General features: G+C 57.5%; 22 protein-coding genes and 1 pseudogene. 18 read left to right on the plus strand and 5 right to left on the minus strand.

Features of this window, described 5'->3' with window-relative positions; translation table 11 throughout:
* Positions 1–377: 377 nt before the first annotated feature.
* Entirely contained in the window at positions 378–761 is a 384-nt protein-coding gene (panM, locus tag SP68_RS01445) for an aspartate 1-decarboxylase autocleavage activator PanM (RefSeq protein ID WP_012540387.1), read from the minus strand.
* Between the two features lie 423 nt (positions 762–1,184).
* On the opposite strand from panM, the gene livK reads away from it, so the two are divergent.
* The 12 genes from livK to ugpQ all read left to right on the plus strand — a co-directional run bounded on the left by livK (position 1,185) and on the right by ugpQ (position 12,046).
* Positions 1,185–2,294, plus strand: a complete 1,110-nt coding sequence (gene livK / locus SP68_RS01450; RefSeq protein WP_002920808.1) for a high-affinity branched-chain amino acid ABC transporter substrate-binding protein LivK — start codon at positions 1,185–1,187, stop codon at positions 2,292–2,294.
* Between the two features lie 61 nt (positions 2,295–2,355).
* Positions 2,356–3,282 (plus strand): high-affinity branched-chain amino acid ABC transporter permease LivH, encoded by a 927-nt coding sequence (gene livH / locus SP68_RS01455; protein ID WP_012540389.1) that lies wholly within the window; start codon positions 2,356–2,358, stop codon positions 3,280–3,282.
* On the plus strand, positions 3,279–4,556 hold the full coding sequence (gene livM / locus SP68_RS01460) for a branched chain amino acid ABC transporter permease LivM (protein WP_008806971.1): 1,278 nt from the start codon (positions 3,279–3,281) through the stop codon (positions 4,554–4,556). Before livH ends, livM begins: the two co-directional genes overlap by 4 nt.
* Positions 4,553–5,320, plus strand: coding sequence for a high-affinity branched-chain amino acid ABC transporter ATP-binding protein LivG (livG, locus tag SP68_RS01465; RefSeq protein WP_012967117.1), 768 nt, complete (start codon positions 4,553–4,555; stop codon positions 5,318–5,320). The genes livM and livG overlap by 4 nt, the downstream gene beginning before the upstream one ends.
* Before the next feature lies 1 nt (position 5,321).
* Positions 5,322–6,035, plus strand: coding sequence for a high-affinity branched-chain amino acid ABC transporter ATP-binding protein LivF (gene livF / locus SP68_RS01470; RefSeq protein ID WP_004145133.1), 714 nt, complete (start codon positions 5,322–5,324; stop codon positions 6,033–6,035).
* A gap of 171 nt (positions 6,036–6,206) precedes the next feature.
* The gene (locus SP68_RS01475) at positions 6,207–6,428 is read left to right on the plus strand and encodes a type II toxin-antitoxin system Phd/YefM family antitoxin (RefSeq protein WP_023298302.1); all 222 of its coding nucleotides are present in this window, start codon (positions 6,207–6,209) and stop codon (positions 6,426–6,428) included.
* Complete coding sequence (locus SP68_RS01480) at positions 6,425–6,793, plus strand: type II toxin-antitoxin system death-on-curing family toxin (protein WP_002920800.1); 369 nt, start codon at positions 6,425–6,427, stop codon at positions 6,791–6,793. Before SP68_RS01475 ends, SP68_RS01480 begins: the two co-directional genes overlap by 4 nt.
* 291 nt (positions 6,794–7,084) lie before the next feature.
* On the plus strand, positions 7,085–8,401 hold the full coding sequence (ugpB, locus tag SP68_RS01485) for a sn-glycerol-3-phosphate ABC transporter substrate-binding protein UgpB (protein WP_008806974.1): 1,317 nt from the start codon (positions 7,085–7,087) through the stop codon (positions 8,399–8,401).
* Between the two features lie 106 nt (positions 8,402–8,507).
* A complete protein-coding gene (ugpA, locus tag SP68_RS01490) occupies positions 8,508–9,395 on the plus strand; it encodes a sn-glycerol-3-phosphate ABC transporter permease UgpA (protein WP_012967120.1) in 888 nt (295 codons plus the stop codon).
* A complete protein-coding gene (ugpE, locus tag SP68_RS01495) occupies positions 9,392–10,237 on the plus strand; it encodes a sn-glycerol-3-phosphate ABC transporter permease UgpE (RefSeq protein WP_008806976.1) in 846 nt (281 codons plus the stop codon). The genes ugpA and ugpE overlap by 4 nt, the downstream gene beginning before the upstream one ends.
* A gap of 1 nt (position 10,238) precedes the next feature.
* Positions 10,239–11,309, plus strand: a complete 1,071-nt coding sequence (locus SP68_RS01500) for a sn-glycerol-3-phosphate import ATP-binding protein UgpC (RefSeq protein ID WP_022066272.1) — start codon at positions 10,239–10,241, stop codon at positions 11,307–11,309.
* The gene (ugpQ, locus tag SP68_RS01505) at positions 11,306–12,046 is read left to right on the plus strand and encodes a glycerophosphodiester phosphodiesterase (protein ID WP_022066273.1); all 741 of its coding nucleotides are present in this window, start codon (positions 11,306–11,308) and stop codon (positions 12,044–12,046) included. The genes SP68_RS01500 and ugpQ overlap by 4 nt, the downstream gene beginning before the upstream one ends.
* Positions 12,047–12,069: 23 nt before the next feature.
* Here ugpQ and SP68_RS01510 read toward each other — a convergent pair whose 3' ends face one another.
* On the minus strand, positions 12,070–12,390 hold the full coding sequence (locus SP68_RS01510; RefSeq protein WP_008806979.1) for a DUF2756 family protein: 321 nt from the start codon (positions 12,388–12,390) through the stop codon (positions 12,070–12,072).
* Between the two features lie 123 nt (positions 12,391–12,513).
* Here SP68_RS01510 and ggt point away from each other — a divergent pair, with 123 nt between their 5' ends.
* Entirely contained in the window at positions 12,514–14,259 is a 1,746-nt protein-coding gene (ggt, locus tag SP68_RS01515; protein ID WP_023340785.1) for a gamma-glutamyltransferase, read from the plus strand.
* A gap of 86 nt (positions 14,260–14,345) precedes the next feature.
* Here the strand turns inward: ggt and yhhY are convergent, their stop codons facing one another.
* Together yhhY and SP68_RS01525 are read right to left on the minus strand one after the other, a co-directional pair.
* Positions 14,346–14,834: an N-acetyltransferase gene (gene yhhY / locus SP68_RS01520; protein ID WP_004181470.1), complete on the minus strand. Its 489-nt coding sequence runs from the start codon at positions 14,832–14,834 to the stop codon at positions 14,346–14,348.
* 227 nt (positions 14,835–15,061) lie between these two features.
* On the minus strand, positions 15,062–15,715 hold the full coding sequence (locus SP68_RS01525; RefSeq protein WP_022066275.1) for a bactofilin family protein: 654 nt from the start codon (positions 15,713–15,715) through the stop codon (positions 15,062–15,064).
* Positions 15,716–15,979: 264 nt separating this feature from the next.
* Between SP68_RS01525 and SP68_RS01530 the strand changes: the two genes are divergently transcribed.
* The 5 genes from SP68_RS01530 (at position 15,980) to gntU (ending at position 20,995) form a co-directional block, all read left to right on the plus strand.
* Positions 15,980–17,017 (plus strand): oxidoreductase, encoded by a 1,038-nt coding sequence (locus SP68_RS01530; RefSeq protein WP_022066276.1) that lies wholly within the window; start codon positions 15,980–15,982, stop codon positions 17,015–17,017.
* Positions 17,018–17,138: 121 nt separating this feature from the next.
* Positions 17,139–17,834 (plus strand): pirin family protein, encoded by a 696-nt coding sequence (locus SP68_RS01535; protein ID WP_002920779.1) that lies wholly within the window; start codon positions 17,139–17,141, stop codon positions 17,832–17,834.
* 114 nt (positions 17,835–17,948) lie between these two features.
* Complete coding sequence (gene gntR, locus SP68_RS01540) at positions 17,949–18,944, plus strand: gluconate operon transcriptional repressor GntR (protein WP_002920777.1); 996 nt, start codon at positions 17,949–17,951, stop codon at positions 18,942–18,944.
* A gap of 180 nt (positions 18,945–19,124) precedes the next feature.
* The gene (gntK, locus tag SP68_RS01545) at positions 19,125–19,655 is read left to right on the plus strand and encodes a gluconokinase (RefSeq protein WP_012540395.1); all 531 of its coding nucleotides are present in this window, start codon (positions 19,125–19,127) and stop codon (positions 19,653–19,655) included.
* Positions 19,655–20,995: a gluconate transporter gene (gene gntU / locus SP68_RS01550; protein WP_008806984.1), complete on the plus strand. Its 1,341-nt coding sequence runs from the start codon at positions 19,655–19,657 to the stop codon at positions 20,993–20,995. Before gntK ends, gntU begins: the two co-directional genes overlap by 1 nt.
* Here the strand turns inward: gntU and SP68_RS28785 are convergent.
* A pseudogene (locus SP68_RS28785) lies at positions 20,992–21,354 on the minus strand (hypothetical protein). The gene gntU and the pseudogene SP68_RS28785 sit on opposite strands and share 4 nt — an antisense overlap.
* Between the last annotated feature and the right edge of the window lie 69 nt (positions 21,355–21,423).

Here is a 21,423-nt window from a genome sequence, read left to right on the forward strand (position 1 = left end):
TGCAAATGCGTTGTCTGCGGCCTTCAACCCCGGTCACTTACTGATGTAAGCTCCCGGGGATTTCGGGTCTTGACGCCTTTTTGCAACGCGAAATGCTGGGTTAAATGGGTGGGGGGCGCCTTTCCCGCTGCCGATGCGTTGTCTGCGGCCCTCAACCCCGGTCACTGACTGAGTAAGCTCCCGGGGATTTCGGGTCTTGACGCCTTTTTGCAACGCGAAATGCTGGGTTAAATGGGGGGGGGGCCTTTCACGCCACAGATGTGTTGTCAGACCCCGGTCGTGCTGCGCTTACCGGGGCTACAATTTCCAGGTAGCCCGGCTAAGCGAAGCGCCGCCGGGTTCTTCCTTGGTCATGCTCCGCATATTGGGGCTACGGCTTAATGCTTTTCCCAACCGGTCTGCTGGGCGCTAAAGCCGAGCGCCTGCATAAATGCGGCCATCACGCCGCGGTCCTCCACCCCTTGGTCGGCGACGCGCCAGCTATTGATGGCCGGGTTATCACGCAACGTCTCTTCCACTAAGTATTGCCCGACGCCGCGGCGGCGGGTCACTTCACGCACGCACAGATCGCTGAGCTCGGCTTCGACGCCGCGCAGGGTGACGCGCACGGCGCCCAGCAGGCGTTCGTTAAAGCGGGCGGCGTAGAGACGATGATTCTCGTCCAGGGTTAGGGTCGACAGATCCTGCGACGGCCAGATTTTCCCCAGGTCGATGCGATCCTGATCGCTGAAGTGCTGTAAACGGATAATGGTCAGTTTCATGGGCGGCAAATCCAGTGCAAAACAGAGGCGCCAGTGTACCCAAAATTGCTGTCTGGCGGAGCGCTGTTTTTTGCGCATACATCAGGGGATTCGTTTTCCGGATGTAGTCAGGGTAGCGCAATCCGTCATGGATCGAAAAATAAGCAGAATTTTAACCTAATGTGCAGCGTTTTATTCCGCCTTATGTATCGTTATTTTATGCTGCAGGATGGACTTTTTTTTGTTTATCTTCACCAAAATACAGAATATTATCTTTGCTTAATCGACTGAAAAATAGAGATTTTAATCTGTTTTTTAGTGAAAAGCTGCGCTAAACCATTAAACTCAATGGTAAAAATGGCGTTGTTTAATAAAAGCACAGAATGCTTTTTAACCATAAAAATACAAAACATTTACACCACATCACGAACGGGGTTCTGCAGCATGAAAAGGAACGCGAAAACCATCGTCGCGGGCATTGTCGCATTAGCGATGTCGCACGCGGCGATGGCCAAGGATATTAAGGTCGCCGTGGTCGGCGCGATGTCGGGTCCGGTGGCCCAGTGGGGCGACATGGAGTTCAATGGCGCGCGTCAGGCGATTAAAGACATCAACGCCAGCGGCGGTATTAAGGGTGACAAGCTGGTGGCCGTCGAATATGACGACGCCTGCGATCCGAAGCAAGCGGTCGCGGTGGCCAACAAAATCGTCAACGACGGCATTCAGTACGTTATCGGCCACCTCTGCTCCTCTTCCACCCAGCCGGCTTCCGACATCTATGAGGATGAAGGCATCCTGATGATCTCCCCCGGGGCGACCAACCCGGAGCTGACCCAACGCGGATACCAGTACATCATGCGTACCGCCGGCCTCGACTCCTCGCAGGGGCCGACCGCGGCGAAATATATCGTCGAGAAAGTCAAACCGCAGCGTATCGCCATCATTCATGACAAGCAGCAGTACGGCGAAGGGCTGGCGCGTTCGGTGCAGGACAACCTGAAGAAAGCCGGGGCCAATATCGTCTTCTTCGACGGCATCACCGCGGGGGAAAAAGATTTCTCCGCCCTGCTGGCGCGCCTGAAGAAAGAGAACATTGACTTCGTCTACTACGGCGGCTACTACCCGGAAATGGGCCAGATGCTGCGCCAGGCGCGCTCCGTCGGGCTGAAAACCGTGTTTATGGGGCCGGAAGGGGTCGGCAACGCCTCGCTGTCCAATATCGCGGGCGCCGCGGCGGAAGGCATGCTGGTGACAATGCCAAAACGCTACGATCAGGACCCTGCCAATAGCGCCATCGTGAACGCGCTGAAAGCGGAGAAGAAAGATCCGAGCGGGCCGTATGTCTGGATCACCTATGCCGCCGTTCAGTCGCTGGCGCAGGCGATGGACAGAACCGGCAGCCAGCAGCCGCTGGATTTAATCAAAGATTTGAAAGCGCACGGGGCGAAAACCGTGATTGGGCCGCTGACCTGGGATGAAAAAGGCGATCTGAAGGGATTTGAGTTTGGTGTCTTCCAGTGGCACGCCGACGGCTCTTCGAGCGCGGCGAAATAAGCGCTGAAGACGAGTTATCCCTCCGCCCGCGAACCGCGGGCGGTTTGAAAAAGGTTACCTTATGTCCGAGCAGTTTCTCTATTTTCTGCAGCAGATGTTTAACGGCGTCACGCTGGGCAGTACCTATGCGCTGATCGCCATCGGCTACACGATGGTGTATGGCATTATTGGCATGATCAACTTCGCCCACGGCGAGGTCTACATGATTGGCAGCTATGTCTCCTTCATGATCATCGCCGCGCTGATGATGATGGGCATCGACACCAGCTGGCTGCTGGTCGCCGCCGGATTCGTGGGCGCCATTGTGATTGCCAGCGCCTACGGCTGGAGTATCGAGCGCGTTGCCTATCGGCCGGTGCGTAACTCTAAGCGTCTGATTGCGCTGATCTCCGCTATCGGGATGTCTATCTTCCTGCAGAACTACGTCAGCCTGACCCAGGGGTCGCGCGACGTGGCGCTGCCAAGCCTGTTTAACGGCCAGTGGATCGTCGGCCACAGCGACAGCTTCTCCGCGACGATCACCACCATGCAACTGGTGATATGGGTGGTGACCTTTATCGCCATGCTGGCCCTGACGCTGTTTATTCGCTACTCGCGGATGGGCCGCGCCTGCCGCGCCTGCGCCGAAGATCTGAAAATGGCGAGCCTGCTCGGCATTAACACCGACCGCGTCATTGCCCTGACTTTTGTCATTGGCGCAGCGATGGCGGCGGTGGCGGGCGTGCTGCTCGGCCAGTTCTACGGCGTAATTAACCCCTACATCGGCTTTATGGCCGGGATGAAGGCCTTCACCGCCGCCGTGCTTGGCGGTATCGGCAGTATCCCTGGCGCAATGATCGGCGGCCTGATCCTGGGTATTGCCGAGGCGCTCTCTTCTGCCTATCTCAGCACCGAATATAAGGACGTTGTTTCCTTCGCGCTGCTGATTCTGGTGCTGTTAGTGATGCCGACCGGCATTCTGGGCCGCCCGGAGGTGGAAAAAGTATGAAACCGATGCAAATTGCAATGGCGCTGCTGTCTGCCGTGATGTTCTTCATTCTGGCGGGCGTCTTTATGGGCGTGCAGCTGGAGCTGGACGGCACCAAGCTGGTGGTCGATACCGCCGCCGATATTCGCTGGCAGTGGATCTTTATCGGCACCGCGGTGGTCTTTTTCTTCCAGCTGCTGCGGCCGCTGTTCCAGAAAGCGGTTAAGAACGTCTCCGGGCCGAAGTTTATTATGCCGGCGATTGACGGCTCAACGGTGAAGCAGAAGCTGTTCCTGATAGCCCTGCTGGTGATCGCCGTGGCCTGGCCGTTTATGGTGTCGCGCGGCACGGTGGATATCGCCACCCTGACGATGATCTATATCATCCTCGGCCTCGGGCTGAACGTGGTGGTCGGCCTTTCCGGCCTGCTGGTGCTGGGCTACGGCGGGTTCTACGCCATCGGCGCGTATACCTTCGCGCTGCTGAACCACTATTACGGTCTCGGCTTCTGGACCTGTCTGCCGCTGGCTGGCCTGGTCTCCGCGGCGGCCGGCTTCCTGCTGGGCTTCCCGGTGCTGCGTCTGCGCGGCGACTATCTGGCGATTGTGACCTTAGGCTTCGGTGAAATTGTGCGTATTCTGCTGCTCAACAATACCGAGATCACCGGCGGGCCGAACGGCATCAGCCAGATCCCGAAACCGACTTTCTTTGGCCTCGAATTTAGCCGTACCGCCCGCGAAGGCGGCTGGGATACCTTCAGCAATTTCTTCGGCGTCAAATACGATCCCTCCGATCGGGTGATTTTCCTCTACCTGGTGGCGCTGCTGCTGGTCGTGCTCAGCCTGTTCGTCATCAACCGCCTGCTGCGAATGCCGCTGGGGCGGGCGTGGGAAGCGCTGCGTGAAGATGAGATCGCCTGTCGTTCGCTGGGCCTGAGCCCGACGCGCATCAAGCTGACCGCCTTTACCATCAGCGCCGCGTTTGCTGGCTTCGCCGGGACGCTGTTCGCTGCGCGCCAGGGCTTCGTCAGCCCGGAATCCTTCACCTTCGCCGAGTCGGCCTTCGTGCTGGCGATCGTGGTGCTGGGCGGGATGGGCTCGCAGTTCGCGGTGATCCTCGCGGCTATTCTGCTGGTGGTCTCGCGCGAGCTGATGCGTGACTTCAACGAATACAGCATGTTAATGCTCGGCGGCCTGATGGTGCTGATGATGATCTGGCGTCCGCAGGGGCTTCTGCCAATGACGCGCGTGCAGTTGAAGCTGAAAAACGGTCAGGCGAAAGGAGAGCAGGCATGAGTCAGCCATTATTATCCGTCAGCGGCCTGATGATGCGTTTCGGCGGCCTGCTGGCCGTCAACAATGTTTCGCTGGAGCTCAGAGAGCGCGAGATTGTCTCGCTGATCGGCCCCAACGGCGCCGGGAAGACCACCGTCTTTAACTGCCTGACCGGTTTCTACAAGCCCACTGGCGGCATCATTATGCTGCGCGACCAGCACCTGGAAGGGCTGCCGGGTCAGCAGATTGCGCGGATGGGCGTGGTGCGGACCTTCCAGCACGTGCGTCTGTTCCGCGAAATGACGGTGATTGAAAACCTGCTGGTGGCGCAGCATCAGCAGCTGAAAACCGGGCTCTTCTCCGGCCTGCTGAAAACGCCGGCCTTCCGTCGGGCGCAGAGCGAAGCGCTGGACCGGGCCGCCACCTGGCTGGAGCGTATCGGCCTGCTGGAGCACGCCAACCGTCAGGCCAGCAACCTGGCCTACGGCGACCAGCGCCGGCTGGAGATTGCCCGCTGCATGGTGACCCAGCCGGAAATTCTGATGCTCGATGAACCGGCGGCGGGGCTGAACCCGAAAGAGACCAAAGAGCTGGACGAGCTTATCGCCGAGCTGCGTAACCATCACAACACCACCATCCTGCTTATCGAACACGATATGAAGCTGGTGATGGGCATTTCCGATCGCATCTACGTCGTGAACCAGGGGACGCCGCTGGCCAACGGGACGCCGGAAGAGATTCGTAATAACCCGGACGTGATCCGCGCATACCTTGGTGAGGCATAAGATGGAAAACGCGATGTTAACTTTTGACAACGTCAGCGCCCACTACGGCAAGATTCAGGCGCTGCACAACGTCAGCCTGCATATCAAACAGGGCGAGATCGTTACGCTGATCGGCGCCAACGGCGCGGGGAAAACCACCCTGCTTGGCACGCTGTGCGGCGATCCGCGCGCCTCCAGCGGGCGCATTGTCTTTGACGGTAAGGATATTACCGACTGGCAGACGGCGAAAATCATGCGTGAAGCGGTGGCGATCGTCCCGGAAGGGCGGCGCGTCTTTTCGCGTATGACGGTGGAAGAGAACCTGGCGATGGGCGGTTTCTTTGCCGACCGCGATCAGTTCCAGACCCGCATCAAATGGGTGTATGAGCTGTTCCCGCGTCTGCATGAACGCCGTATTCAGCGCGCCGGCACCATGTCCGGCGGCGAGCAGCAGATGCTGGCGATCGGTCGTGCTCTGATGAGCCAGCCGCGCCTGCTGCTGCTTGATGAGCCCTCATTAGGGCTGGCGCCGATTATCATTCAGCAGATTTTCGACACCATCGAGCAGCTGCGCGAGCAGGGGATGACTATCTTCCTCGTCGAGCAGAACGCCAACCAGGCGCTAAAGCTGGCCGACCGCGGCTACGTGCTGGAGAACGGCCACGTGGTGCTGGAGGATACCGGCGACGCGCTGCTGGCCAACGAGGCGGTGCGCAGCGCCTATCTCGGCGGTTAATTCATCGCAACCCGGCGTCGTTCACTTCGCCGGTTTGTAGGTTTGTAGCCCGGGCGAGGCGCTTGCGCCGACCCCGGGAGCCGATCGCAAGAATACCTTTAAAAGAGCCTGATGGCTCTTTTTTTGTACATGTATGTTGTACAATAAAAGAGTACAGCTTTGGAGGTTTTTATGAAAACGGTTAACTATAGCGAAGCCCGGCAAAATCTGGCCGATGTGCTGGAAAGCGCAGTGACAGGTGTACCTGTGACCATTACCCGTCGTGGGCATAAATCTGCAGTCATCATTAGTGCAGAAGAATTTGAACGCTACCAGGCGGCCAGAATGGATGATGAGTTCGCGGCTATTATGGCGGTTCATGGTGATGAGATCAGGGAGCTTGCGGATAAATGACGCTGCAGATTATCTCAGCGGAAGAGATAATACAGTTTCACGACAGGCTGCTCCGCGTCACGCCTGGCGTTGCCGGTATGCCCGACCCGGGGCGTGCCGAAGCGATAATGTATAGGGTGCTAAACAAAATTGAATATGAAGGTGTGACAGACGTGTGGCGACTCGCTGCGATGCACCTGCTGGCGATTTCTCGCGGCCATATTTTCAATGATGGAAATAAGCGTACGGCACTGTTTATTACCCTGCTTTTTTTAAAGCGAAATGGAATTATATTGCCGGCGAACCCGGACTTCGTCGGCATGACCGTCGAGGCGGCAGCGGGGCAACTTACCCTGGAACAGATTGTCGCGCGTTTGCGCGGATGACGGTTAAATCGTTGCAACCCGGCGGCGCTTCGCTTGGCCGGGCTACCCAAGCCGTTGTAGCCCGGGCGAGGCGCTTGCGCCGACCCCGGGAGCCGATCGCGCAACTATTATCCGTGTCTCAGCTCCCACTTTACTTCCCCCGTCCTTTCATCGGCTTGTCATCTCTCTGACCCGTTACTATCTTTTTTTTGTAATAAAAAAGTTATTTTTCTGTAATTCGAACATGTCATGTTACCCCGCGAGCATAAAACGCGTGAAATCGCGCATCCGGCACAACAAGAGAGATAACCGATGATATCGTTACGACATACAGCTTTAGGACTGGCGCTGAGCCTGGCTTTTGCCGGTCAGGCCCTGGCGGTTACCACCATCCCATTCTGGCACTCAATGGAAGGCGAGCTGGGTAAAGAAGTGGATTCTCTGGCGCAACGCTTTAACGCGGCCAATCCTGATTACAAAATCGTTCCGGTATACAAAGGCAACTATGAACAGAGCCTGAGCGCTGGTATCGCCGCTTTCCGTACCGGCAACGCCCCGGCGATCCTGCAGGTGTATGAAGTCGGCACCGCCACCATGATGGCGTCAAAAGCCATTAAGCCGGTGTACCAGGTGTTTAGCGAGGCGGGCATCAAGTTTGATGAATCGCAGTTCGTGCCGACGGTATCCGGGTATTACACCGATTCGAAAACCGGCCATCTGCTCTCCCAGCCATTTAACAGCTCTACGCCGGTGCTGTACTACAACAAAGACGCCTTCAAAAAAGCCGGCTTAGATCCGGAGCAGCCGCCGAAGACCTGGCAGGATCTGGCGGCTTACACCGCCAAACTGAAAGCGGCCGGAATGAAGTGCGGCTACGCCAGCGGTTGGCAGGGCTGGATCCAGATTGAAAACTTCAGCGCCTGGCACGGCCTGCCGGTGGCCACGAAAAATAACGGTTTTGACGGCACCGACGCGGTACTGGAGTTCAACAAGCCGGAGCAGGTGAAGCATATCGCGCTGCTCGAAGAGATGAACAAGAAGGGTGATTTCAGCTATTTCGGGCGCAAAGACGAATCCACCGAGAAGTTCTATAACGGCGACTGCGCGATCACTACCGCGTCATCCGGCTCGCTGGCCGATATTCGTCAGTACGCCAAATTCAACTACGGCGTCGGCATGATGCCATACGATGCCGACGTGAAAGGCGCGCCGCAGAACGCCATCATCGGCGGGGCCAGCCTGTGGGTGATGCAGGGTAAAGACAAAGAGACTTACACCGGCGTGGCGAAGTTCCTCGACTTCCTGACCAAACCGGAAATCGCCGCCGAATGGCACCAGAAAACCGGCTATCTGCCGATCACCACTGCGGCCTACGATCTGACGCGCCAGCAGGGCTTCTATGATAAGAACCCGGGCGCCGATATCGCCACCCGCCAGATGCTGAACAAGCCGCCGTTGCCGTTCACCAAAGGCCTGCGTCTGGGCAACATGCCGCAAATCCGCACCATCGTCGATGAAGAGCTGGAGAGCGTGTGGACCGGCAAGAAAACCCCGCAACAGGCGCTGGATTCCGCTGTTCAGCGTGGGAATCAGCTGCTGCGTCGCTTCGAGCAAGCGACCAAATCGTAATCTGTAACTTGCCCGGTGGCGCTGCGCTTACCGGGCCTACGATGTGCCCTATGTAGGCCGGGTAAGGCGTAGCCGCCTCCCGGCATTGTTCAGGAACCCAATCTCAATGTCATCATCCCGTCCGGTATTCCGCTCGCGCTGGCTGCCCTATGTGCTGGTCGCGCCGCAGCTGATTATCACGCTGATTTTCTTTATCTGGCCCGCGGGCGAAGCGCTGTGGTACTCGCTGCAGAGCGTCGATCCGTTTGGTCTCTCCAGCCAGTTTGTCGGCCTGGATAACTTCGTTGCGCTGTTCCACGACCCGTACTATCTGGACTCGTTCTGGACCACTATAAAATTCAGCACCCTGGTGACTGTTAGCGGCCTGCTCGTTTCGCTGTTTTTTGCCGCGCTGGTCGACTATGTGGTGCGCGGCAGCCGCTTTTATCAAACGCTGATGCTGCTGCCGTACGCCGTGGCTCCCGCCGTCGCGGCGGTGCTGTGGATCTTCCTTTTTAACCCCGGGCGCGGGCTGATCACCCATTTCCTCGGCGAGCTGGGCTACGACTGGAACCACGCGCAAAACAGCGGCCAGGCGATGTTCCTGGTGGTCTTCGCCTCGGTATGGAAGCAGATAAGCTACAACTTCCTGTTCTTCTTCGCCGCGCTGCAGTCGATCCCGCGTTCGCTGGTTGAGGCCGCCGCCATTGACGGCGCCGGGCCCATTCGTCGCTTCTTTAAGCTGGCGCTGCCATTGATTGCGCCGGTGAGCTTCTTCCTGCTGGTGGTCAACCTGGTTTACGCCTTCTTCGACACCTTCCCGGTGATCGATGCCGCCACCGCCGGCGGCCCGGTGCAGGCCACCACCACCCTAATCTACAAAATATATCGCGAAGGTTTTGCCGGACTCGATCTTTCCGCTTCCGCCGCGCAGTCGGTGGTGCTGATGTTCCTCGTTATTATCCTGACGGTGGTGCAGTTCCGTTACGTTGAAAGTAAGGTGCGTTACCAATGATTGAGAACCGTCGCGGGCTGACGATTTTCAGCCACACCATGCTCATTCTGGGTATTGCCGTCATTTTATTCCCGCTGTACGTCGCCTTCGTGGCGGCGACGCTGGATAACCAATCGGTGTTTGAAACGCCGATGACCCTGATCCCCGGCGGCCATCTGCTGGAGAACATGAAGACCATCTGGGTGAACGGCGTCGGCGTCAACAGCGCGCCGTTCTGGCTGATGATGCTCAACAGTTTCATCATGGCATTCGCCATTACGGTCGGCAAAATCGTGGTGTCGATGCTTTCGGCGTTCGCCATCGTCTGGTTCCGCTTTCCGCTGCGTAACCTGTTCTTCTGGATGATCTTTATCACCCTGATGCTGCCCGTTGAGGTGCGGATTTTCCCGACGGTGGAGGTCATCGCTAACCTCAACATGCTCGACAGCTACGCCGGGTTAACGCTGCCGTTGATGGCTTCGGCCACCGCCACCTTCCTGTTCCGCCAGTTCTTTATGACCCTGCCGGACGAACTGATTGAAGCGGCTCGTATTGATGGCGCTTCGCCGATGCGTTTTTTCCGCGACATCGTGCTGCCGCTGTCGAAAACCAATCTTGCGGCGCTGTTCGTCATCACCTTTATCTACGGCTGGAACCAATATCTGTGGCCGCTGCTGATTATTCAGGATGTGAATCTTGGCACCGCCGTCGCCGGTATCAAAGGCATGATCGCCACCGGCGAAGGTACTACCCAGTGGAATCAGGTGATGGCGGCGATGCTGCTGACCCTGATCCCGCCGGTTGTCATCGTTTTAGCCATGCAGCGCGCCTTTGTGCGTGGCCTGGTCGATAGTGAGAAATAAAATGGCTGGTTTAAAACTACAGGCAGTAAGCAAAAGCTGGGATGGCAAAACCCAGGTGATTCAACCGCTGACGCTGGACGTGGCGGACGGGGAATTTATCGTCATGGTCGGCCCGTCGGGCTGCGGGAAATCAACGCTGCTGCGGATGGTTGCCGGACTGGAGCGGGTGACCAGCGGCGATATCTGGATCGATCGCAAACGGGTGACTGAGATGGAACCGAAAGATCGCGGCATCGCGATGGTGTTCCAGAACTATGCGCTTTATCCGCATATGAGCGTGGAAGAGAACATGGCGTGGGGGCTGAAGATCCGCGGCATGGGTAAGGGATTGATTGCCGAGCGGGTGCAGGAGGCGGCGCGTATTCTGGAGCTGGATGGTCTGCTCAAGCGTCGCCCGCGGGAGCTCTCCGGCGGTCAGCGCCAGCGCGTGGCGATGGGCCGCGCTATCGTGCGTGACCCGGCGGTATTCCTGTTCGACGAACCGTTGTCAAATCTCGACGCCAAGCTGCGCGTGCAGATGCGTCTGGAACTGCAGCAGCTGCATCGCCGCCTGAAAACGACTTCGCTGTATGTCACCCACGATCAGGTCGAAGCGATGACCCTGGCCCAGCGGGTGATGGTGATGAATAAAGGCGTTGCCGAGCAGATCGGCACGCCGGTGGAAGTGTATGAGAAGCCCGCCAGCCGCTTTGTGGCAAGCTTTATCGGCAGCCCGGCCATGAACCTGCTGGAAGGGCGGGTGAGCGATGACGGCGGCCGCTTCGAGCTGGCCAGTGGCATGGCGTTGCCGATGAATCACGAGCATCGGCGCTACGCCGGGCGTAAAATGACGCTCGGTATCCGCCCGGAGCACTTTATTTTAAGCTCGCAGGCGCAAGGCGGCATCCCGCTGCTGATGGATACCCTGGAAATTTTAGGTGCCGATAACCTCGCCCACGGGCGCTGGGGCGAGCAGAAGCTGGTGGTCAGACTGCCGCATCAGCAGCGCCCGGCGGGCGGCAGTACGCTATGGCTGCATCTGCCCCTGGAACATCTGCATCTCTTTGATGGTGAAACAGGACAACGCGCATGAGTAACTGGCCTTATCCCCGCATCGTCGCCCATCGCGGCGGCGGTAAACTGGCGCCGGAGAACACCCTGGCGGCTATCGACGTTGGCGCCCGCTACGGGCACACGATGATTGAATTTGACGTCAAGCTGTCGAAGGACGGGCAGATCTTTCTGCTGCACGACGATAATCTCGAACGCACCAGCAACGGCTGGGGCGTGGCGGGCGAGCTGGCGTGGGACGATCTGCTGAAGGTCGATGCCGGCAGCTGGTTCAGCCGTGAATTTAAGGGCGAGCCGCTGCCGTTGCTCTCTCAGGTGGCGGAGCGCTGCCGCCGTCACGGTATGATGGCGAATATCGAAATTAAGCCGACCACCGGGCTGGGGCCGCAGACCGGCAACGTGGTGGCCCTGGCTGCGCGCGATCTGTGGCAAGGCATGGCCGCGCCGCTGCTCTCCTCTTTTGAAATCGATGCTCTGGAGGCGGCGCAGGAAGCCGCGCCCGAGCTGCCGCGCGGGCTGCTGCTGGATGAGTGGCGCGATGACTGGCGCGAATTGACCACCCGGCTGGGCTGCGTGTCGATTCACCTCAATCACAAGCTGTTGGATGCGGCGCGGGTGGCGAGCCTGAAACAGGCCGGCCTGCATATTCTGGTGTACACGGTCAATAAACCCCAGCGCGCCGCCGAGCTGCTGCGCTGGGGTGTAGATTGCATCTGCACCGATGCCATTGACGTCATCGGGCCGAATTTCCACCCTTAAGACGGATTTGCGGCGGCTGACCTTTACGGGTTGGTCTGCCGCAGCATTCCACCGTTGTTGTTCGGTAGCACCTGCTGCGGCGGATTGAGATTACCGCCCTGGGCCGCGCGCTGCTGATTCGTCTGCAACTGGTTTTGCAAATGCTGCTGCTGCGAGCGGGTCTGATTGTTCAGATCCTGCTTCAGCATGCTCTGCTGCTGCTGTTGCTGCACCTTCATCTCATTTTGCATGCGCTGCTGGCTGGGCACCACGTAACCCGGCTGGTTAGGGTTGTTATTAATATTGATCGGCTGGGCTAATACGCCAAGCGGCATCAGCGCCGCCAGAAACAGAATCGCTTTCATGGTTTTCTCCTCCCGTGCGTGGGATCACTTAAGTGTACCTCGAATCCGCCATAACAATGATTTTTTAGGAGTTATCAACCAGGCTTAAGCGGGGAATGAAACCTACCTTTCAGGAGTAAGACAATGATAAAAACAACAATATGGCGCCAGGTGGTCATCGCTGCGTTGCTGGCGGGCGGTAGTTTCACCGTCGCCGCCAATCCGCCACCGCCGCCGCCGGTCTCTTATGGCGTAGAGGAAGATGTGTTCCACCCGGTACGCGCCCGGCAGGGGATGGTGGCGTCGGTGGACGCGCTGGCGACCCGCGTCGGCGTGGATATTCTGCGCCAGGGCGGCAACGCTGTCGATGCGGCGGTGGCGGTTGGCTACGCGCTGGCGGTCACGCATCCGCAGGCCGGGAATATCGGCGGCGGCGGTTTTATGATGCTGCGGACTAAAGACGGCAAGACCACGGCGATCGATTTCCGCGAAATGGCGCCGGAACAGGCCACCCGCGACATGTTCCTTGACGACCAGGGCAACCCGGACAGTAAAAAATCACTGACTTCGCATCTGGCCTCCGGCACGCCAGGCAGCGTCGCCGGTTTCTCTCTCGCCCTGGAAAAATACGGCACCATGCCGCTGAACAAAGTGATCCGCCCGGCGATTAAGCTGGCAGAAGAGGGCTTTATCGTTAACGATGCGCTGGCGGACGATCTGAAGACCTATGGCAGCGAAGTGATCCCGCAGCATGAAAACAGTAAAGCGATCTTCTGGAAGAACGGCGAGCCGCTGAAAAAGGGCGACCGGCTGGTGCAAAAGAATCTCGGTAAGAGCCTGGAGCTGATTGCCGAGCACGGCCCGGAGGCCTTCTATAAAGGGGCCATCGCCGACCAGATCGCTGACGAGATGAAAAAGCACGGCGGGCTAATCACCAAAGCCGATCTTGCCAGCTATAAGGCCGTGGAGCGTACGCCGGTTAGCGGCGAATATCGCGGGTATGAGGTTTATTCCATGCCGCCGCCGTCTTCCGGCGGGATCCACATCGTGCAGATCCTCAATATCCTCGAAAACTTCGATATGCAGAAATATGGCTTTGGCAGTGCCGATGCTATGCAGGTGATGGCGGAGGCGGAGAAACACGCCTATGCCGACCGTTCTGAATATCTCGGCGACCCTGACTTCGTCAAAGTGCCGTGGCAGGCGCTGACCAGCAAAGCTTACGCCAAAGCAATTGCCGCCGAGATTGATGTCAACAAGGCCAAACCTTCCAGTCAGATCCGCCCGGGCAAGCTGGCGCCGTATGAAAGTAACCAGACCACCCACTTCTCGGTGGTCGATAAAGAGGGTAATGCGGTGGCGGTGACCTATACGCTGAATACCACCTTTGGCACCGGCATCGTGGCGGGGGACTCCGGCATTCTGCTGAATAACCAGATGGATGACTTCTCGGCGAAGCCCGGCGTGCCTAACGTTTATGGTCTGGTGGGCGGCGACGCCAATGCGGTGGAGCCGAAAAAACGCCCGCTGTCGTCGATGTCGCCGACCATTGTGGTGAAAGACGGCAAAACCTGGCTGGTGACCGGCAGCCCGGGCGGCAGTCGGATCATCACCACCGTACTGCAGATGGTGGTCAATACCATCGATTTCGGGATGAACGTCGCGGAAGCCACCAACGCGCCGCGTTTCCACCATCAATGGCTGCCGGATGAGCTGCGGGTGGAGAAAGGCTTTAGCCCGGATACCCTGAAGCTGCTGGAGGCGAAGGGGCAGAAAGTGGCGCTGAAAGAGGCGATGGGCAGTACCCAGAGCATCATGGTAGGGCCGGACGGTATGCTGTATGGCGCCTCCGATCCGCGTTCGCCGGATGATTTAACGGCGGGGTATTGATGTGTTGCCCGGTGGCGCTGCGCTTACCGGGCTTACAACTGCACGAACGCAGGCCGGGTAAGGCGAAGCCGCCACCCGGCAACACGCTACTTCATTCTGGCCATATAATACGCATCCACATACTCACCGTTGCGCAGCGCGTAACGCCTGCCGGTGCCTTCGATCTCAAAGCCGTACTTCTTATACACCGCAATCGCCGGAGCATTATCGGCGAACACCGTCAGCTCAATACGTTCGACCCGCAGCCAGTTGTCGCACATATCAATCATGGTACGCATCAGCGCGCTGGCGACGCCGCGGTTGTGCCAGCGCGAATCCACGCTGACACCAAAATCGGCGACGTGGCTACGGCGGGGACGTTGGACGACGGCAATGCTTAAATGGCCGACGACTTGCTCATCGATACAGGCCACCAGCTGCTTCACGCCGGGCGTATCGGTTAGCCGCTCCCGCCACATATGTTCGGATGGATGAGGGACCTGTAGCGTGTTGTGATACACCTCCGGCTGGGCGTGAATTTGACGAATCGCGTCAATATCTTTCGGTTCAGCATGGCGTATCACGATGTCACTCATTCCTTGTTCCTCATTCAGGTGAAAAGTCCCTTTAAACATCACTGACTACGGCGTTCGAGTCAACACGCATTATTTGCAAAAAAAAGTAGACAAGTGCGAATGAGAATGATTATTATTGTCCTGCATTCAGGGAGACCCTTGCGGAAAGCCTGAAAGCACGACATTGCTCACATTGCTTCCAGTATTACTTTAGCCAGCCGGGTGCTGGCTTTTTTTTTGCCGCTATTTCAGGCGCTCTGCGGCCTGGCGGGCTCCGCGTCGGCTTTGGATGGCGTGTCTGCTACCAGACCGAGAATATGACTTTTGTTCTCCGCTGCGGCCAGCATTTCAGCGCGACCGCTAAAAACCCCGCCTTTCTTGATCGCCAGCGCGCGATAGGCGAGGGTACCATCCAGATGGCCGTGCTCCTCGATGGTGATGCTATCGCCATGACACTGGCCCTGCACCTTGCCGTCAATAATCAGCTCCCGGCAGCTGATGTTGCCCTCCACCTGGCCTTCACGCATTATCTTAATCAGATGCTCTTTGGCCTCAATGTTGCCGGTCAACTGGCCGTGAATATAGACATGGCCGCTGGCGACGATATTGCCGACGAAATGTACCCCGCTGGCGATGATCGTGGTCTCGTGTTTTTTGCTGGCGACCGCTTCGGGTTCTGGGTTTATTGCCGGAAATGTGGCTGCTTCTGACGCTTGAGGTTCCGTTTTATTTTTCTTAATAAACATCGCGTTAATCTTGTTCCGTTGGCTATGGAGGAGGAAAGCGACAAGCGCGCAGGCGGCCGCCAGGCGCGCCAGCGCGATGGCATCGACAGACCAGGCGATCAGTCCAAGAAGCCAGAAAAAAAGGGTGCCGTTTATGGCGAAATACTGTTTGTCCATTAGCAGCGGCTGGCTACTCCGTTAGTCATCAGCAACGTCCTGGTTTGCCCTCCACTTATCCGTAGTTTCGCCGTTAGGATCAAGTTTTTTAGCTGGAAAATGGCGAATTAATTCCTGGTTAATCAATTGGTTATTAATATTTTCGTATAAGTGATGCTTGAACTATTTTGCTGGCGAATCTTCCAGGAAAGCGGACAGAGAGGATGAAGTGATGGCCCGGCTTGCGCTATGGTTGAAGGTAGCTCATCAACTAAGGACAGCGTTATGACTCTGCACTGCGCATTTATTGGCTTCGGCAAAAGTACCACCCGCTACCATCTTCCTTACGTTTTGCACCGCAAAGACCGTTGGCATGTGGCGCATATCTACCGCCGCCGGGCGAAGCCCGAGGAGCAGGCGCCGCAGTATTCCCATATCCATTTCACCAGCGATCTTGATGACGTGTTAAACGACCCACAGGTCAATCTGGTGGTGGTCTGCACCCACGCCGACAGTCATTTCGAATATGCGAAAAAGGCGCTGGAGGCGGGGAAAAACGTGCTGGTGGAAAAGCCGTTCACCCCGACGCTTGAGGAAGCAAAAACCCTGTTTTCCCTGGCAAACAGCAAAGGTCTCACGGTGACGCCCTACCAGAATCGCCGTTTCGACTCCTGCTTCCTGACCACCAAAAAGGTGATTGAGAGCGGGAAACTCGGCGAACTGGTGGAGATCGAAAGTCATTTTGATAACTACCGCCCGGTGGCGGAGACCAACCCCGGCGGCCCGCAAAACGGCGAGTTCTATGGCCTTGGCGTACATACCCTGGATCAGATCATTTCGCTGTTCGGCCGTCCGGACCATGTCTCTTACGATCTGCGCTCGCTGCGCAATAAAGCCAACCCGGATGACACCTTTGAGGCCCAACTGTTCTACGGCGATCTGAAGGCCATCGTCAAAACCAGCCACCTGGTGCAGATCGACTACCCGAAATTCATCGTTCACGGCCATAAAGGTTCGTTTGTGAAATACGGCATTGACCAGCAGGAGACCAGCCTGAAGGCCAATATCATGCCGGGCGAGCCGGGTTTTGGCGCGGACGACAGCGTCGGCGAGCTGGTGTACGTCAACGAGGCGGGGGAGACGGTGCGTGAAGCGGTGCCGCTGGAGACCGGCGACTACGGTCGGGTGTACGACGCGCTGTATGAAACTCTCGTCAACGGCCAGCCGAATTACGTCAAGGAATCTGACGTTCTCACCAATATGGAGATCCTGGAGCGCGGCTTTGAACAGCCTTCTCCGGCCACCATCACCCTGGCAAAATAAGCAAAACGGGCTCCTCGACGCTTGTTCATATTTTTTGAACAGAGGAGTCAATTTTCACCCTCTATGATCGACGGCGAAATGGGTCCACACTGACTCCATCGAAAACATACGGGGGTGCAACATGATCTACTTACGCAAAGCGAACGAACGTGGCCACGCTAACCATGGTTGGCTGGATTCCTGGCATACTTTCTCTTTCGCCAACTATTATGACCCGAATTTTATGGGCTTCTCTGCCCTGCGGGTGATTAACGACGACGTCATCGACGCCGGTCAGGGCTTCGGTACCCATCCACACAAAGACATGGAAATCCTGACTTATGTGCTGGAAGGGGCGGTGGAGCACCAGGACAGTATGGGCAACAAAGAGCAGGTGCCGGCAGGCGAGTTCCAGATCATGAGTGCGGGTACCGGGGTGCGCCACTCTGAGTACAACCCGAGCAAAACCGATCGTCTGCGTCTGTATCAGATCTGGATTATTCCGGAAGAAACCGGCATTACCCCGCGCTACGAGCAGCGCCGCTTCGACGCCGCCCAGGGCAAACAGCTGGTGTTGTCGCCAGATGCGCGAGATGGCTCGCTGAAGGTGTACCAGGATATGGAACTCTATCGCTGGGCGCTGCTGAAAGATGAGCAGTCGGTTCACCAGATTGCCGCGGAACGCCGCGTGTGGATCCAGGTGGTGAAAGGCGAAGTGACCATCAACGGTACCAAAGCCACCACCAGCGACGGTTTGGCCATCTGGGACGAGCAGGCGATTTCGGTTCATGCCGACAGCGATAGCGAGATCCTGCTGTTCGATCTGCCGCCGGTTTGATAGTTATCTGAGCCAGGTTAAATAAATTGCGCAACCTTCTCCAACATCGGCGAAGGTTGCGCTTTGTCCGTGATAAACTGAGAAAATGTTTCCCCGTTGATCACAGTCAGGACGATGAAAAAGAAAAGACCCGTACTTCAGGATGTAGCCGATCTTGTCGGCGTGACCAAAATGACGGTCAGTCGCTATTTACGCAACCCGGAGCAGGTCTCCGAAGCGCTGCGTGGCAAGATTGCCGTTGCCCTCGATGAACTGGGTTATATTCCCAATCGCGCCCCTGACATTCTCTCCAACGCGACCAGCCGCGCCATCGGCGTGCTGCTGCCGTCGTTAACTAACCAGGTCTTCTCGGAAGTGCTGCGCGGTATCGAAAGCGTCACCGACGCTTTCGGCTATCAAACCATGCTGGCGCACTACGGCTATAAGCCGGAAATGGAAGAGAAACGCCTCGAATCGATGCTCTCCTGGAACATTGACGGCCTGATCCTCACCGAACGAACTCATACGCCTCGCACCCTGAAGATGATTGAAGTCGCCGGCATTCCGGTGGTGGAGCTGATGGACAGCCGGTCGCCGTGCCTCGATATCGCCGTCGGGTTTGATAACTTTGAAGCCGCCCGGCAGATGACCGCAGCGATTATCGCCCGCGGCCACCGCCACGTCGCCTATCTGGGGGCGCGTCTCGATGAACGAACTATCATCAAACAGAAGGGGTATGAGCAGGCGATGCTCGACGCCGGGATGACGCCCTATAGCGTGATGGTGGAGCAGTCTTCGTCCTACTCGTCGGGTATTGAGCTGATGCGTCAGGCGCGCCGCGAATATCCGCAGCTTGACGGTATCTTCTGTACCAACGATGACCTTGCGGTCGGCGCGGCGTTTGAATGCCAGCGTCTGGGGCTGAAGATCCCCGATGATATGGCGATCGCCGGGTTCCACGGCCATGATATCGGCCAGGTGATGGAGCCGCGTCTCGCCAGCGTCCTGACCCCGCGCGAGCGGATGGGACGCATCGGCGCCGAACGGCTGCTGGCGCGCATTCGTGGTGAAGCGATTACCCCTAAGATGTTAGATTTAGGTTTCACATTGTCACCGGGCGGATCAATTTAAACTGACAAGTTTGAAGTAGATCACACATATTCACATCTGGCACGAATGGATATTGCTTCTCCACAGGTCCGGCATGACAATGTTACCGATAACAGTTACCCGTAACAATTAACCGATACGCCGCCTTCGCGCTGGATGAGTCAGCCATGGCGCGGCGTACCTGTCCGGTGGGAGGATGCTTTGAGCACGACTAATCATGATCACCACGTCTATGTTCTGATGGGCGTTTCCGGCAGCGGGAAATCCGCTGTCGCCAGCGAAGTGGCGCATCAACTGCATGCCGCGTTTCTCGACGGCGACTTTTTGCATCCGCGCAGCAACATCACCAAGATGGCCTCCGGTGAGCCGCTGAACGATGATGACCGCACGCCGTGGCTGCAGGCGCTGAATGACGCCGCGTTTGCTATGCAGCGTACCAACAAGGTGTCGCTGATCGTCTGCTCGGCGCTGAAGAAGAGCTATCGCGACATTCTGCGCAAGGGCAACCCGAACCTCTCCTTCATCTATCTGAAAGGCGATTTCGACGTGATCGAAAACCGTCTGAAGGCACGCAAAGGACACTTCTTCAAAACCCAAATGTTGGTGACGCAGTTTGAAACGCTGCAGGAACCAGGCGCCGACGAGAGCGATGTGCTTATCGTCGATATCGACCAGCCGCTGGAAGGCGTGGTGGCCAGCACCATCGAGGTGATCAACAAAGGCAGTCACTAGTGAGTACTTTAACGCTTGTTTTAACAGCAGTCGGCTCGGTATTGCTGCTGCTGTTTTTAGTCATGAAAGCGCGGATGCACGCCTTCGTGGCTTTGATGGTGGTTTCTATTGGTGCAGGTCTTTTCTCCGGCATGCCGCTGGATAAAATCGCGGCGACGATGGAGAAAGGGATGGGCGGTACGCTGGGCTTCCTGGCGATCGTCGTCGCGCTCGGCGCGATGTTCGGTAAGATCCTGCATGAAACGGGGGCGGTCGATCAGATTGCCGTCAAGATGCTCAAATCCTTCGGCCACAACCGCGCGCACTATGCGATTGGTCTTGCCGGTCTTATCTGCGCGCTGCCGCTGTTCTTCGAAGTGGCCATTGTCCTGCTGATCAGCGTCGCTTTCTCGATGGCGCGCCATACCGGCACTAACCTCGTGAAGCTGGTGATCCCGCTGTTTGCCGGGGTGGCCGCCGCCGCCGCGTTCCTGCTTCCCGGGCCGGCGCCGATGCTGCTGGCGTCGCAAATGCACGCCGACTTTGGCTGGATGATCCTGATTGGCCTGTGCGCCGCGATCCCGGGGATGATTATCGCCGGTCCGTTGTGGGGTAACTTCATTAGCCGCTACGTTGAGCTGCATATTCCTGACGATATCAGCGAACCGCATCTCGGCGAAGGAAAAATGCCCTCCTTCGGCTTTAGCCTGTCGCTGATCCTGCTGCCGCTGGTGCTGGTGGGTCTAAAAACCATCGCCGCGCGCTTTGTGCCGGTGGGTTCCACTGCCTACGAATGGTTCGAGTTTATCGGCCATCCGTTCACCGCGATCCTGGTTGCCTGCCTGGTCGCGATCTACGGCCTGGCGATGCGCCAGGGGATGGCGAAAGACCGCGTGATGGAGATCTGTGGCCACGCGCTGCAGCCGGCGGGGATTATCCTGCTGGTGATCGGCGCCGGCGGCGTCTTCAAGCAGGTGCTGGTTGACTCCGGCGTCGGCCCGGCGCTCGGCGAAGCGCTGACAGGCCTGGGTCTGCCGATTGCGATTACCTGCTTCGTGTTGGCGGCTGCCGTCCGTATCATTCAGGGCTCTGCCACCGTTGCTTGTCTGACGGCGGTTGGCCTGGTGATGCCGGTCATTGAGCAACTGAACTACAGCGGCGCGCAGATGGCAGCGTTGTCTATCTGTATCGCCGGCGGCTCGATTGTGGTGAGCCACGTGAACGATGCCGGCTTCTGGCTGTTCGGTAAATTTACCGGTGCGACGGAAGCCCAGACGCTGAAAACCTGGACCATGATGGAAACCATCCTGGGTACCACCGGGGCGATTGTCGGTATGATCGCTTTCCAGCTGCTGAGCTAAGCCCGCTCACCTCCCGCTCGCGGGGTATAAAAAGCCAGGGTAACGCTGCTTACCCTGGCTTCTTTGTAATAAGCCGCCCTTTTTCCCCCTTTTCCTTGCCTGCTATTCGCCCTTATTAGCGCTACGACGATACTCGTATCCCTCGTCAGCCCTTGCTGTGCCTGGGTTTGATGCGTTTATTTGGCAAGCGGTAAATCACCTGATTTCGCGCTCAATCCATAATCAGGATCAATAAAATAGCAACGGAAAATATTCCATTGCGCAGGGGATTTCCCCGATAATCGTTGCGTTTTTGACGACGACCAGCGACGGTGGACAATGTGCAGGATAAGTTGCTTTTCTGATTGTTCAGCAATCATTGATTAATTTCACTTGCGACTTTAGCTGCATTTTGTAAGGTGAGGGATAATCCAGTTGGAAACTGGCCA

Source organism: Klebsiella variicola (genome assembly GCF_000828055.2).
Taxonomy (GTDB): Bacteria; Pseudomonadota; Gammaproteobacteria; order Enterobacterales; family Enterobacteriaceae; genus Klebsiella; species Klebsiella variicola.

Coding starts and splice junctions, on each gene's coding strand:
- ggt (WP_023340785.1), top strand. CDS start 12,514: ATGATAAAAACAACAATATGGCGCCAGGTGGTCATCGCTGCGTTGCTG.
- ugpB (WP_008806974.1), top strand. CDS start 7,085: ATGATATCGTTACGACATACAGCTTTAGGACTGGCGCTGAGCCTGGCT.
- livF (WP_004145133.1), top strand. CDS start 5,322: ATGGAAAACGCGATGTTAACTTTTGACAACGTCAGCGCCCACTACGGC.
- ugpA (WP_012967120.1), top strand. CDS start 8,508: ATGTCATCATCCCGTCCGGTATTCCGCTCGCGCTGGCTGCCCTATGTG.
- livH (WP_012540389.1), top strand. CDS start 2,356: ATGTCCGAGCAGTTTCTCTATTTTCTGCAGCAGATGTTTAACGGCGTC.
- ugpE (WP_008806976.1), top strand. CDS start 9,392: ATGATTGAGAACCGTCGCGGGCTGACGATTTTCAGCCACACCATGCTC.
- SP68_RS01510 (WP_008806979.1), bottom strand. CDS start 12,390: ATGAAAGCGATTCTGTTTCTGGCGGCGCTGATGCCGCTTGGCGTATTA.
- SP68_RS01535 (WP_002920779.1), top strand. CDS start 17,139: ATGATCTACTTACGCAAAGCGAACGAACGTGGCCACGCTAACCATGGT.
- SP68_RS01475 (WP_023298302.1), top strand. CDS start 6,207: ATGAAAACGGTTAACTATAGCGAAGCCCGGCAAAATCTGGCCGATGTG.
- livG (WP_012967117.1), top strand. CDS start 4,553: ATGAGTCAGCCATTATTATCCGTCAGCGGCCTGATGATGCGTTTCGGC.
- panM (WP_012540387.1), bottom strand. CDS start 761: ATGAAACTGACCATTATCCGTTTACAGCACTTCAGCGATCAGGATCGC.
- SP68_RS01500 (WP_022066272.1), top strand. CDS start 10,239: ATGGCTGGTTTAAAACTACAGGCAGTAAGCAAAAGCTGGGATGGCAAA.
- SP68_RS01480 (WP_002920800.1), top strand. CDS start 6,425: ATGACGCTGCAGATTATCTCAGCGGAAGAGATAATACAGTTTCACGAC.
- ugpQ (WP_022066273.1), top strand. CDS start 11,306: ATGAGTAACTGGCCTTATCCCCGCATCGTCGCCCATCGCGGCGGCGGT.
- livK (WP_002920808.1), top strand. CDS start 1,185: ATGAAAAGGAACGCGAAAACCATCGTCGCGGGCATTGTCGCATTAGCG.
- gntR (WP_002920777.1), top strand. CDS start 17,949: ATGAAAAAGAAAAGACCCGTACTTCAGGATGTAGCCGATCTTGTCGGC.
- SP68_RS01530 (WP_022066276.1), top strand. CDS start 15,980: ATGACTCTGCACTGCGCATTTATTGGCTTCGGCAAAAGTACCACCCGC.
- yhhY (WP_004181470.1), bottom strand. CDS start 14,834: ATGAGTGACATCGTGATACGCCATGCTGAACCGAAAGATATTGACGCG.
- livM (WP_008806971.1), top strand. CDS start 3,279: ATGAAACCGATGCAAATTGCAATGGCGCTGCTGTCTGCCGTGATGTTC.
- SP68_RS01525 (WP_022066275.1), bottom strand. CDS start 15,715: ATGGACAAACAGTATTTCGCCATAAACGGCACCCTTTTTTTCTGGCTT.